The following is a 12,287-nucleotide window of genomic DNA, read 5'->3' as shown; positions in this document are numbered from 1 at the left end:
CGATGAATAAGCATATCACCCCTGCCGAGGCAGCAGCCCTGATCCCCGACGGTGCTACCGTCTCTGTCTCGTCCTCAAGCGGTCTCGGCTGCCCAGACCTGATGCTGAAGGCGATCGGCGAGCGTTTCGAGGCGACCGGCCATCCGCGTGATCTAACGACGCTGCATCCGATCGCCGCCGGCGACATGAGCGGCATCAAGGGTGTCGATCATATCGCCAAAAAAGGTCTGCTGAAGACAATCATCGGCGGTTCTTATCCCTCCGGCCCCTCGAGCGCCGAGCCGCCGCTGATCTGGCAGATGGTCGGCGCCAACGAAGTGGCGGCCTACAATATCCCCTCAGGCATCCTCTTCGACATGCATCGCGAAGCGGCCGCCAAGCGCCCGGGCGTGCTGACCAAGGTCGGTCTCGACACCTTCGTCGACCCTAGACGCGAGGGCTGCGCCATGAATGCAGCAGCCAAGGCAGAGCCGGTGGTGAAGCGGATCTCTTTCGAGGGTGAAGAGTGGCTTTACTTCAAAGCAATCGCGCCGCAGGTGGCGATCATCCGGGCGACGACCGCCGACGAGCGCGGCAATCTCACCTATGAGCACGAAGGCGCCTATCTTGGTGGGCTCGACCAAGCGCTCGCCGCCCGCAACAATGGCGGCATCGTCATCGCCCAGGTCAAGCGCCTTGCCAAGGAAGGCTCGCTGAAGCCGCATGACGTGCGCATCCCAGGTGTCCTGGTCGACCACATCATTGTCGACGCGGATCAGAAACAGACGACACAGACGCTTTACGATCCGGCCATTTCAGGCGAGATCTTTCGACCGCTCGAAAGCTTCCGCGTGCCGGAATTCAATATCCAGAAGGTCATTGCCCGGCGCGTGGCGCAGGAGCTGCAGTCCGGCAGCGCCGTCAATCTCGGCTTCGGTATTTCGGCCAACGTGCCGCGTATCCTTATGGAAGAAGGGTTGCATGGCGCGGTCACCTGGGTGATCGAGCAGGGGGCGGTCGGCGGCGTGCCGCTGCTCGATTTTGCCTTCGGCTGCGCGGCCAATGCCGATGCCTTCATGCCGTCGCCCTATCAATTCACCTATTTCCAGGGCGCCGGTTTCGACGCCTCGCTTCTTTCCTTCCTGGAGATCGGCCGCGACGGTTCGGTCAACGTCTCGAGGCTCAGCTTCCGGCCGCATGTGACGGCCGGCGCGGGCGGCTTCGTCGACATCACGGCGCGGGCGAAGAAGATCGTCTTCTCTGGCATGTTCAATGCTGGCGCGAAGCTCAGCGTTGAGGACGGCCGGCTCGTCATTGAAAAGGAAGGCAAGCTAAAGAAGCTGGTGAACGCGGTCGAACACGTCACCTTCTCCGGGCCACGCGGCATTGCACAGGGGCAGGATATCACCTACGTCACCGAGCGCTGCGTGATGAAGCTGACGCCCAATGGCTTGTTGCTGACAGAAATTGCGCCGGGCGTCGATCTGGAAGCGCATATTCTCGATCAGTCGGAATTCCCGGTGCTGGTATCCGACCGATTGACTGTGATGGACGCGGCTTTGTTCCATGAAGCACCTATCGGCCTGACGCTGCCTGCCAAGGCCAGGCGTGTTCTGGAAGGAGCGCGCAATGGGTGAGGTCAAGGTTTCCGCTGACGGTTCCGTCGCGACCATTACGATCTCGCGGCCGGAAAAGCTCAATGCCTTCAATATCGAGATGCTGAAGGCGCTGGCGGTGGCCTGTGACGAAGTCGAGGCGAACGGTTCCGTGCGTGTCGCGATCCTTATTGGCGAAGGCAAGGCCTTTTCGGCGGGGGGCGACATCAAGGCCTGGGGTGGTATGGCGGCCAATGAGTTCGGTCATGCCTGGGTGCGCTTCGGTCACCGCGTCTTCGAGCGGCTGGCAACGCTTCGTATGCCGGTGATCGCCGCATTGAATGGTCATGCGTTGGGCGGCGGGTTGGAGTTGGCGGCTGCTGCAGATGTCCGCATTGCGGAGAGTCAGATCAGGATCGGCCTGCCGGAAACCAGCCTCGGCATGGTGCCGGGCTGGTCGGGTACGCAGCGGCTTACTAAGCGGTTTGGCGCGCAGATCGTGCGTCGCATGGTGCTGGGGGGAGAGATGTTTTCCGCCGAGGAGGCACGCGGCTACGGTCTCGTGGATGCTGTCGTCGAGACGGGAACGGTGCTTGCCGCCGCCAGGGATTACGCGGCGCGGATCGTTGCGCGCGGACCGGCTGCGCTGGAGATCGCGAAGCTGATGATCGCTTCGGCCAATGGCGAGGATAACGGGTCCGCCGTCGAGGCGCTGGGATCGATCCTGGTCGCCAAGACGGGTGACCTCAAGGAGGGCGTTGCGGCCTTTGCCGGCAAACGCGCCGCCGAATTCAAAGGGGAGTGGTAATGACGATCCTTGTGAAGCCAGAGGTGCTTCCCGATGTGAAAGTGCGCGAATTCAGGATGTTGATCGACGGCAAATGGGTCGAAGGCATCGAGACCGGCACGATCGAGCGCGCGGCGCCAAGCCATGGTGTCACGGTCAGCCGCTATAAATCCGCAACCAAGGACGATGTGCACCTCGCCGTCGCGGCCGCGCGCAAGGCGTTTGACCAGGGCTCGTGGCCGGGCATGACGGCGGCGCAACGCTCCAACATCCTGCTGAAGGCCGCTGACCTAATCTCTGCGCGGGCCGAGGAGCTTGCCTATCTCGATGCGATCGAGGCCGGCAAGCCGATCACGCAGGTGCGTGGTGAGATCGCCGGCTCCGTCGATATCTGGCGCTACGCGGCTGCCCTTGCGAGGGACCTGCATGGTGAGAGCTACAATACGCTCGGCAACGGCTCGATGGGCGTCGTCCTTCGCGAAGCGATCGGGGTCATCTCGATCATCACGCCCTGGAACTTCCCGTTCCTGATTGTAAGTCAGAAATTACCGTTTGCGCTCGCCGCCGGCTGCACGGCGGTGGTCAAGCCGTCCGAGCTGACGTCGGGTTCGACGTTGGTGCTCGGCGAAATCCTGATGGAAGCAGGTGTGCCGGCCGGCGTCGTCAACATCCTCGTGGGCACGGGTACCGATGTCGGTGCGCCGATGACCAGCCATCCGGATGTCGACATGATATCCTTCACCGGTTCGACCGGCGTTGGGCGGCTGACCATGGCGAATGCGGCGCAGACGCTGAAGAAGGTTTCGCTCGAACTCGGCGGCAAGAACCCGCAGATCGTCTTTCCCGACGCCAATCTCGATGAGTTCGTCGATGCCGCAGTCTTCGGCGCCTATTTCAACGCCGGCGAATGCTGCAATGCCGGCTCGCGGCTGGTCGTCCATCGCGATATCGCCGGGGATGTCACCGCGCGGATTGCCAGGCTGTCGGAAAAAGTCAAAGTCGGCGACCCGCTCGATCCTTCTACGCAAATCGGCGCGATCATAACGCCGCAGCACCTGCAGAAGATTCAAGGATATGTCTCCGGCGCGGCAAAGAGCGGCGCAACGGTTGCCCATGGCGGCAGCCAGATCGATTTCGGCTTCGGTCAATATATGGCGCCGACCATTCTCGCCGATGTCAAACCGGAGATGGCGGTGGCAAAGGAGGAGGTATTCGGGCCCGTCCTTTCGGTGCTGACGTTTGAGACAATTGAGGATGCGATCCGTATCGCCAATTCCGTCGACTATGGCCTTTCCGCCGGCGTCTGGAGCAGCGATTTCGACACGTGCCTAACGATCGGAAGACGGGTTCGCGCCGGCACGATCTGGATGAACACCTTCATGGATGGCGCAGCCGAACTGCCCTTCGGTGGCTATCGCCAATCGGGACTCGGGCGCGAGCTCGGCCGACACGCAGTGGAAGACTATACCGAGACAAAAACGCTCAACATGCATATCGGCCAGCGCACCGGCTGGTGGATGCCGAGGTGAGATGAATACCCGTGGCTGAGAGGCCGTGGTGGATTTGTTCTTCGCAAAGAGCGCGGAACAGGGAGGGAAGCGGCGGGAGGAGTCTTGCTGCTTATGTGTCCAAACCGGGAGGAGAATATGCGTAAGTTGATGAAATCGGTGGCCGCGGCTGCCCTTTTGATGACGAGCACCATGACGATGGCGCATGCCACCGAAAGCGTCGAAGTTCTGCATTGGTGGACCTCAGGCGGCGAGGCGTCGGCGCTGGAAGTCCTGAAGAAGGACCTGGAATCGAAGGGCATAGGCTGGGTCGACATGCCGGTTGCCGGCGGTGGCGGTACCGAGGCCATGACTGTGCTGCGTGCCCGCGTCACTGGCGGCAACCCGCCGACCGCCGTCCAGATGCTCGGCTTCGACATTCTCGATTGGGCAAAGGAAGGTTCGCTCGGCAATCTCGATGAGGTCGCCAATAAGGAAGGCTGGGACAAGGTCATTCCGACCGCCCTGCAGCAGTTCTCCAAATATGATGGCCACTGGATCGCCGCGCCTGTGAACATCCACTCCACCAATTGGGTGTGGATCAACAAGGAGGCGCTGGATAAGGCCGGCGGCAAGGCGCCGACGAATTGGGATGAACTGATCGCGCTTCTCGACAATTTCAAGAAGCAGGGCATCACACCGATCGCCCATGGCGGCCAGGCCTGGCAGGATGCGACGATTTTCGACGCCGTCGTGCTCTCGCTCGGCAACGAGTTCTACAAGAAGGCTTTCATCGATCTCGATCCCGATACGCTCGGCAGCCCGAAGATGAAGGAAGCCTTCGACCGCATGACGAAGCTGCGCTCCTATGTCGACGATAATTTCTCCGGCCGCGACTGGAACCTTGCCTCCGGCATGGTCATCGAAGGTAAGGCTGGCCTGCAGTTTATGGGCGACTGGGCCAAGGGCGAGTTCCTGAAGGCGAAGAAGGTACCCGGCAAGGACTTCGTCTGCATCCGCTATCCGGGAACGCAGGGCTCGGTGACCTTCAACTCCGACCAGTTCGCGATGTTCAAGGTTTCCGCCGACAAGAGCCCGGCGCAGATGCAGATGGCGTCCTCGATCGAAAGCCCGACCTTCCAGTCGGCCTTTAACGTGGTCAAGGGATCGGTTCCGGCCCGCACCGACGTTCCGGACACCGCTTTCGACGATTGCGGCAAGAAGGCGATCAAGGACCTGGCCGAAGCCAACAAGAACGGCACGCTGATGGGCTCCATGGCTCATGGCCACGCCAATCCGGCTGCCGTCAAGAACGCGATCTACGATGTGGTGACCCGCGAATTCAACGGCGATCTGTCATCGGATGACGCGGTCAAGGAACTCGTCTCGGCGGTCGCGGCTGCGAAGTAAGGCTTTCGAGCAAGAAAAGCCCCTCAACCGGCCTATCGGCCACCTTCTCCCCGCTCGCGGGGAGAAGGGGATCGGAGAGAGAGAGCGGGGTTGTCCTCTCTCTCCGCTCGCGTGGGAGGGCTAGGGTGAGCGGCGTTGCTTGCTCCATACGCAGACAATCAAACCAGGTGTTCGACCATGAACAGTCGCAGCCGAATACAGGAGCTGTTACCCAAGCTGGTGCTAGCCCCGAGCTTCGTCATCATTCTGATCTTCGTATATGGCTTCATCGCCTATACCGGCTTTCTATCGCTGACCGACAGCAAGATGCTGCCGTCCTACAACTTCATCGGCTTTGCCAATTACAGCAAGCTCTGGGCACTGCCGCACTGGTGGCGGGCGATTACCAATCTCGGCATCTTCGCTTCGCTTTATGTCGTCATCTGCTCGACGCTCGGCCTCGCTTTGGCAATTCTGCTCGATCAGAAGATCCGCGCCGAAGGGCTACTGCGACCGATCTATCTTTATCCGATGGCACTGTCCTTCATCGTCACGGGGACGGCGTGGAAATGGTTTCTCGATCCCGGCATCGGGCTCGAGAACACCATGCGTCTCTGGGGATGGGATAATTTTTCCTTCACCTGGATCAAGGACTCGAAGATGGCGATCTATTGTGTCGTCATCGCCGCGGTCTGGCAGTCCTCTGGCTTCGTCATGGCGATGTTTCTCGCTGGCCTTCGTGGCATCGACAACGAGATCATCAAGGCGGCGCAAATCGACGGAGCCTCTGCGATCACCACCTATCGCCGCATCATCATTCCGCTGATGCGGCCGGTGTTCCTCTCGGCTTTCGTCGTGCTCGCGCATCTTGCCATCAAGGCCTATGACCTGATCATCGCGCTAACCGGCGGTGGACCGGGGCAGGCGACCGAGCTGCCGGCCACCTTCATGTATTCCTATACGTTCACCCGCAACCTGATGGGCATAGGCGCTTCGTCGGCGATCATCATGCTGGCGATGATCTTCGCCATCATCATTCCCTATCTCTATTCGGAAATCGGCAGAGGGAAACGCACATGAGCAATCCCAATCCGCAAAACGCCATGTCACACGGGAAGCTAACACGTGCGCTGATCTATGTAGCGCTGATCGTCTTTGCCGTCTATTACCTGCTGCCGCTTTACGTGATGCTGGTCAATTCCTTCAAGCCGCTCGAAGAGATCCGCCAGGGAGGCATGCTGAACTTGCCGCAGGCCTGGACGATCGAGCCGTGGATTTCCGCCTGGTCGACCGCCCAGATCGGTGTGCAGCCGACAGGGCTGAGGCCCTTTTTCATCAACTCGATCCTGATGGTCGTGCCGGCCGTCGCCATCTCCACCATGGTCGGCGCACTGAACGGCTATGTGCTTACGAAATGGCGTTTTCGTGGTGCGGAGATCTTCTTCGGCATGCTCCTGCTCTCCTGCTTCATCCCTTTCCAAATCGTGCTGATCCCGATGGCGCGCATCCTTGGTTTCTTCGGCATTGCTGGTACGATCTGGGGGCTGATCCTCGTCCATGTCATCTACGGCCTCGGTTTCACGACGCTTTATTTCCGTAATTATTACGAGGCGTTTCCGACCGAGCTGGTACGCGCCGCGCAGATCGACGGCGCGAGCTTCTTCCAGATTTTCCGGCGTATCCTGCTGCCGTCCTCCGGGCCGATTATCGTCGTCTCGGTCATCTGGCAGTTCACCAATATCTGGAATGACTTCCTGTTCGGCGCATCGTTTTCCGGCGTCAATTCGACGCCGATGACGGTTGCGCTCAACAATCTCGTGAGCTCGTCGACGGGCGTCAAAGAATACAATGTCCATTTCGCCGGCGCGATCCTCGCGGCCCTGCCAACCCTCATCGTCTACATCGTCTCCGGCCGCTATTTCGTCCGTGGCCTGATGTCCGGCGCCGTCAAGGGATAAGCCCATGTCCTTCCTGAAAATCACCAATCTGCGCAAGTCCTACGGATCGCTCGAGATCCTCAAGGACATCAATATCGAGATCGAAGAGGGCGGATTTCTCGTGCTGGTCGGCCCGTCGGGCTGCGGCAAGTCCACCCTGCTCAACACCATTGCCGGGCTGGAGCCGATCACCTCGGGCGACATCGCCATTGCCGGCCGATCGGTCAGGGGCTTGCCGCCGTCGCAACGCGATATCGCCATGGTGTTCCAGTCCTACGCGCTCTATCCGAACATGACGGTTGCCGGCAACATCGCCTTCGGCATGGAAATCCGCAAAGTTCCGAAGGAGGAACGCGACAAAGCGATCAAGCAGGTGGCCGACATGCTGCAGATCGGCCATCTGCTCGACCGCAAGCCGAGCCAGCTTTCCGGTGGCCAGCGCCAGCGCGTCGCCATGGGCCGGGCGCTGGTGCGCGATCCGCAGGTCTTTCTGTTCGATGAGCCGCTCTCCAACCTCGACGCCAAACTGCGCGTCGATATGCGCACCGAGATCAAGCGCCTGCACCAGCGCATGAAGACGACGATCGTATACGTCACCCATGACCAGATCGAGGCGATGACGCTGGCCACGAAGATCGCCGTCCTGAAGGACGGTGTGCTGCAGCAATTCGGGACGCCGGCGGAAATCTACAATCATCCCGCCAACACCTTCGTCGCAGACTTCATGGGCTCGCCGGCCATGAACCTCCTAACCGCCACCGTCGAAAGCGGGCCGCAGGGATTGCAGGTCTCGCTCGACCGGCCAAACGGCGCGGCCCCCCTGAAGCTGCCGGTCAACGGGAGTGGCGCCCGCCTCGCCGCCCATGCCGGCAGAGATGTGATCTTCGGCATTCGACCGGAGGCGCTGACCGATCCCGACGGTGCGGACCGCAACGCCCATTCGCTCGCCGAGGGTGACTGCCTGATCGAGGTGGTCGAGCCGGCGGGTTCGGACACCTTCGCGATCGTCCGCCTTGGCGGCAAATCCGTCGTGGCGCGTTTGCGCGCCGACGCTCGGATTGCCCCCGGCCAGACGGCGCGGCTTGCCTTCAACCTCGACAAGGCCGTGTTCTTCGATCCGCAGAGCCAAATTCGGATAGGGTGAGTGGCAGCATGGTAGAACCGGATATTGTCATCATCGGCTCGGGGATCGGCGGCTCGACCGTCGCTTCAGGCCTTGCCGCCTCGGGTGCCAACCTATTGATCCTCGAGGCTGGCGAACGGTTGCGGGACCGACCGGAAAACCGCGACCAGCGGGCGATCTTTGTGCACGGTCATTTTCGCCCGAAAGAGACCTGGTACGAAAAGGACGGCAAGGGGTTCAATCCCGGCAATTATTACAATGTCGGCGGCAATTCGAAATTCTACGGGGCGGTGCTGATCCGCTACCGACGGGAGGATTTCGAGGAGATGCGGCATCTGGACGGCGTGTCGCCGGCCTGGCCATTTCCCTATGAAGAGCTGGAGCCCTGGTACAGTGCCGCCGAGCAGCTCTATCAGGTGCGCGGCAACCTCGGCGACGACCCGTGGGAGCCTTCGCATTCGCAACCCTATCCCTTTCCGCCGGTGCCCGAGGAACCGGCGATTGCCAAGGTCCGCAAACGGCTGAAGGACAACGGCATGCATCCGCATTCGCTACCCTTGGGCGTGGACATCGACAAGTGGCTCGCCAAGGGTCGTACGCCTTGGGACGCCCATCCGAACAGCGCCGACGGGAAGATGGATGCCGAAACGGTGGCGCTCGCCAAGGCCCTGCAATATCCGAACGTCAAGCTGCAGACCGGCGCACGCGTCACGCGGCTGGAGACTGCCGGCGATGGCCGGGCGATTGCAGCAGTGCATTATTCCACCCATGGCGAGGCGCGTGTGGTGCGGCCGAAACTGGTGATCCTTTCGGCGGGTGCGGTGCAGTCGGCAGTGCTATTAATACGATCGGCCAACGATGCTAATCCGCGCGGGCTCGCCAACCGCTCCGATCAGGTCGGCCGCAACTTCATGAACCACAACTCCTCCGCCGTTCTGGCGATTTCTCCTTGGTACCGGAATGATTCCATCTATCAGAAGACATTCGGCTTCAACGACTTCTATCTCTCGGATGGCGAAGGCGGCCCGCCGCTTGGCAATGTGCAGCTTTTGGGGCGTGTTTCCGGCACCATCCTTAAGGCGAATATGCCGACCGTGCCGGAATGGCTGTTGAACAGCCTATCGGCCCACGCCATCGATTTCTACGCGATGAGCGAGGACCTGCCGTCGCAGGAAAGCCGGATCTTGGTCGACGGCGACCGCATCGTGCTGCAATGGGCGCGCACCAACTGGCAGGCGCATCTGGAGCTGGTGAAAAAGCTAAGGACCGTGCTGCGCAAGGCCGGCTTCCCGATTGTGCTGTCACGTCCCTTCGACAAGCGCACGCCATCGCATCAATGCGGCACGGTCAAGATCGGCAATGATGGCGCGAGCGCGCCGCTCGACATCTTCTGCCGGGCCTTCGATCATCCCAATCTTTTCGTTGTCGATGCCAGCTTCCTGCCGACTTCGGCGGCGGTGAATCCGGCGCTGACTGTGGCAGCGCAAGCGCTGCGCGTCGCCGACCATATCGTGCGCGAGGAGCTTCGGTCATGAAGGCAAGGCGCCAGATCGCCGTCGTCACCGGCGGCCGCAAGGGGATCGGTCTTGGCATTGCGCGGGCGTTGGCCAAGGGTGGTTTCGATCTGGCGATCACCGGCATCGAGAAAGAAGCCCCTACAGCGGTGCTTGAGGAACTGGAGGCGGCTGGCGGGCGGGCTATCTACCGGCAAAGCGATCTCGCGGTGCTTTCCGCCCATGCGGCGACGGTCGATGCGATCTCGGCGGCTTTGGGCGAGATCGATTGCCTAGTCAACAATGCCGGCATCGGCGCCGTGACGCGCGGCGATTTTCTCGATCTGGCGCCGGAGAATTTCGACCGGATCATCGACGTCAATCTGCGTGGCACAGTGTTTTTTACGCAGGCGGTAGTCCGTTCGATGCTCGCCGCGAAGACGTCGCTGGCGCCGCGTTCGGTGATCAACATCACTTCGGTCTCGGCAGCGCTGAGCTCGCCGGAGCGGCTGGACTACTGCATCAGCAAGGCCGGCCTTTCGGCCTTCTCGCAAGGGCTGGCGCTGCGGCTGGCGGAGACCGGCATCGCCGTCTTCGAAGTCCGTCCCGGCATCATCCGTACCGACATGACGGCGCAGGTCTCGGAGAAATACGACGCATTGATCGAACGCGGGCTGGTACCGATGAAGCGCTGGGGAGAGGCGGGCGATGTCGGCAGTATCGTTGCGGCGCTGGCCAAGGGGGGGTTCGGCTTTGCCACGGGGTCGGTGATCCCTGCGGATGGCGGACTGGGGATCGGGCGGCTCTAAGCAGGCGTCCATAATAAATCTGAGGACTGGAAATGACATATGACTACATCATTACCGGCGCCGGACCAGCGGGCAGCGTACTCGCCAACCGTCTGAGCGAGGACCCATCGGTGAAAGTCCTGCTGCTGGAAGCCGGCGGTGGTGATTGGAATCCCCTGTTCCACATGCCGGCCGGCTTTGCCAAGATGACCAAAGGCGTGGCCAGCTGGGGCTGGGAGACTGTGCCGCAGAGGCATATGAAAGGTCGCGTGCTGCGCTATACGCAGGCCAAGGTGATCGGCGGCGGCTCCTCGATCAATGCGCAGCTTTATACGCGTGGCAACGCCGCTGACTACGATCTCTGGGCAAGCGAACATGGCTGCGAGGGCTGGGACTATCGCAGCGTGCTTCCCTATTTCAAGCGTGCCGAGGACAATCAGCGCTTCGCCGATGACTATCATTCCTATGGCGGGCCGCTCGGTGTTTCCATGCCGGCGGCAACGCTGCCGATCTGCGATGCCTATATCCGCGCCGGCCAGGAGCTCGGCATTCCCTATAACCACGATTTCAATGGCAGACAGCAGGCGGGCGTTGGTTTCTATCAGTTGACGCAGCGCAACCGCCGCCGGTCGTCGGCCTCGCTTGCCTATCTTTCGCCGATCAAAGACCGGAAGAACCTGACGGTCCGTACCAGTGCGCGGGTGGCGCGCATCGTGATCGAAGGCCGCCGTGCTGTCGGCGTCGAGGTGGCGACGGACAAGGGCGTCGATATCATCCGGGCGGAGCGGGAGGTGTTGGTTTCCTCCGGCGCCATCGGTTCGCCGAAGCTGCTGCTGCAATCAGGCATCGGTCCGGCCGATCATCTGACATCGGTCGGCGTGCCCGTCGTGCATGATTTGCCGGGCGTCGGCGGCAATCTGCAGGACCACCTCGATCTCTTCGTCATCTCGGAATGCACCGGCGACCACACCTACGACAATGTCGCCAAGTTGCATCGTACGCTCTGGGCCGGACTGCAATATGTGCTGTTCCGCTCCGGTCCTGTTGCCTCGTCGCTCTTCGAGACCGGCGGCTTCTGGTATGCCGATCCCGATGCCCGCTCGCCGGATATCCAGTTCCATCTAGGCCTCGGCTCCGGCATCGAGGCCGGCGTTGCGCGATTGAAGAACGCCGGGGTGACGTTGAATTCCGCTTATTTGCATCCGCGCTCGCGCGGCACGGTGCGCCTCTCCTCGTGCGATCCATCGGCCGCGCCGCTGATCGATCCGAACTATTGGAGTGATCCGCATGATGTGAAGATGTCGCTCGAAGGTCTGCGGATCGCCCGCGAGATCATGCGCCAGGATGCGCTGAAGCCTTTCGTGCTCGCCGAACGCCTGCCGGGCGGCAATCTCAAGACGGAGGAACAGCTGTTCGACTATGGTTGCGCCAACGCCAAGACCGACCACCATCCCGTTGGCACCTGCAAGATGGGCACGGACCCCATGGCGGTCGTCGATCTCGAGCTGAGGGTGCGGGGGCTCGAAGGTCTGCGGGTCTGCGACAGTTCCGTCATGCCGCGTGTGCCCTCCTGCAATACCAACGGCCCGACGATCATGGTCGGCGAGAAAGGCGCGGATATTATCCGCGACCGCGATCCCCTTCCGCCGACAATTTTCTCCTGGGAGCGCAACGATACGCGGCCCCGAGCGCGGGCGGATGTTCATTAA

10 protein-coding genes are annotated in these 12,287 nt (G+C 61.4%); all 10 read left to right on the top strand.

Features of this window, described 5'->3' with window-relative positions; genetic code table 11:
- Window positions 1-2: 2 nt before the first annotated feature.
- The 10 genes from PY650_RS16040 to PY650_RS15995 all read left to right on the top strand — a co-directional run bounded on the left by PY650_RS16040 (window position 3) and on the right by PY650_RS15995 (window position 12,287).
- Window positions 3-1,616, top strand: a complete 1,614-nt coding sequence (locus PY650_RS16040; RefSeq protein WP_285880373.1) for an acyl CoA:acetate/3-ketoacid CoA transferase — start codon at window positions 3-5, stop codon at window positions 1,614-1,616.
- Window positions 1,609-2,382 (top strand): enoyl-CoA hydratase/isomerase family protein, encoded by a 774-nt coding sequence (locus tag PY650_RS16035; RefSeq protein ID WP_285880372.1) that lies wholly within the window; start codon window positions 1,609-1,611, stop codon window positions 2,380-2,382. Before PY650_RS16040 ends, PY650_RS16035 begins: the two co-directional genes overlap by 8 nt.
- Window positions 2,382-3,890 (top strand): aldehyde dehydrogenase family protein, encoded by a 1,509-nt coding sequence (locus tag PY650_RS16030; protein WP_285880371.1) that lies wholly within the window; start codon window positions 2,382-2,384, stop codon window positions 3,888-3,890. Before PY650_RS16035 ends, PY650_RS16030 begins: the two co-directional genes overlap by 1 nt.
- Window positions 3,891-4,007: 117 nt before the next feature.
- Window positions 4,008-5,258, top strand: coding sequence for an ABC transporter substrate-binding protein (locus PY650_RS16025; RefSeq protein ID WP_285880370.1), 1,251 nt, complete (start codon window positions 4,008-4,010; stop codon window positions 5,256-5,258).
- Window positions 5,259-5,435: 177 nt separating this feature from the next.
- Window positions 5,436-6,317 (top strand): carbohydrate ABC transporter permease, encoded by an 882-nt coding sequence (locus PY650_RS16020; RefSeq protein ID WP_285880369.1) that lies wholly within the window; start codon window positions 5,436-5,438, stop codon window positions 6,315-6,317.
- Window positions 6,314-7,195, top strand: coding sequence for a carbohydrate ABC transporter permease (locus PY650_RS16015; protein WP_285880368.1), 882 nt, complete (start codon window positions 6,314-6,316; stop codon window positions 7,193-7,195). The genes PY650_RS16020 and PY650_RS16015 overlap by 4 nt, the downstream gene beginning before the upstream one ends.
- Before the next feature lie 4 nt (window positions 7,196-7,199).
- Window positions 7,200-8,318, top strand: coding sequence for an ABC transporter ATP-binding protein (locus PY650_RS16010; protein WP_285880366.1), 1,119 nt, complete (start codon window positions 7,200-7,202; stop codon window positions 8,316-8,318).
- An 8-nt stretch (window positions 8,319-8,326) separates the two neighbouring features.
- On the top strand, window positions 8,327-9,832 hold the full coding sequence (locus tag PY650_RS16005) for a GMC oxidoreductase (protein WP_432761537.1): 1,506 nt from the start codon (window positions 8,327-8,329) through the stop codon (window positions 9,830-9,832).
- On the top strand, window positions 9,829-10,599 hold the full coding sequence (locus tag PY650_RS16000; RefSeq protein ID WP_285880364.1) for a 3-ketoacyl-ACP reductase: 771 nt from the start codon (window positions 9,829-9,831) through the stop codon (window positions 10,597-10,599). The genes PY650_RS16005 and PY650_RS16000 overlap by 4 nt, the downstream gene beginning before the upstream one ends.
- 32 nt (window positions 10,600-10,631) lie before the next feature.
- The gene (locus PY650_RS15995) at window positions 10,632-12,287 is read left to right on the top strand and encodes a GMC family oxidoreductase (protein WP_285880362.1); all 1,656 of its coding nucleotides are present in this window, start codon (window positions 10,632-10,634) and stop codon (window positions 12,285-12,287) included.

The sequence above is a fragment of the Martinezella calliandrae genome (assembly GCF_030272695.1).
Taxonomy (GTDB): domain Bacteria; phylum Pseudomonadota; class Alphaproteobacteria; order Rhizobiales; family Rhizobiaceae; genus Rhizobium; species Rhizobium calliandrae.
This window is presented reverse-complemented; position numbering and strand designations above follow the sequence as displayed.

What these genes read in the sequence shown, in the direction of transcription:
- PY650_RS16010 (WP_285880366.1), top strand. Translation starts at nt 7,200, where the DNA reads ATGTCCTTCCTGAAAATCACCAATCTGCGCAAGTCCTACGGATCGCTC.
- PY650_RS16040 (WP_285880373.1), top strand. Translation starts at nt 3, where the DNA reads ATGAATAAGCATATCACCCCTGCCGAGGCAGCAGCCCTGATCCCCGAC.
- PY650_RS16000 (WP_285880364.1), top strand. Translation starts at nt 9,829, where the DNA reads ATGAAGGCAAGGCGCCAGATCGCCGTCGTCACCGGCGGCCGCAAGGGG.
- PY650_RS16015 (WP_285880368.1), top strand. Translation starts at nt 6,314, where the DNA reads ATGAGCAATCCCAATCCGCAAAACGCCATGTCACACGGGAAGCTAACA.
- PY650_RS16030 (WP_285880371.1), top strand. Translation starts at nt 2,382, where the DNA reads ATGACGATCCTTGTGAAGCCAGAGGTGCTTCCCGATGTGAAAGTGCGC.
- PY650_RS16025 (WP_285880370.1), top strand. Translation starts at nt 4,008, where the DNA reads ATGCGTAAGTTGATGAAATCGGTGGCCGCGGCTGCCCTTTTGATGACG.
- PY650_RS16020 (WP_285880369.1), top strand. Translation starts at nt 5,436, where the DNA reads ATGAACAGTCGCAGCCGAATACAGGAGCTGTTACCCAAGCTGGTGCTA.
- PY650_RS16005 (WP_432761537.1), top strand. Translation starts at nt 8,327, where the DNA reads ATGGTAGAACCGGATATTGTCATCATCGGCTCGGGGATCGGCGGCTCG.
- PY650_RS15995 (WP_285880362.1), top strand. Translation starts at nt 10,632, where the DNA reads ATGACATATGACTACATCATTACCGGCGCCGGACCAGCGGGCAGCGTA.
- PY650_RS16035 (WP_285880372.1), top strand. Translation starts at nt 1,609, where the DNA reads ATGGGTGAGGTCAAGGTTTCCGCTGACGGTTCCGTCGCGACCATTACG.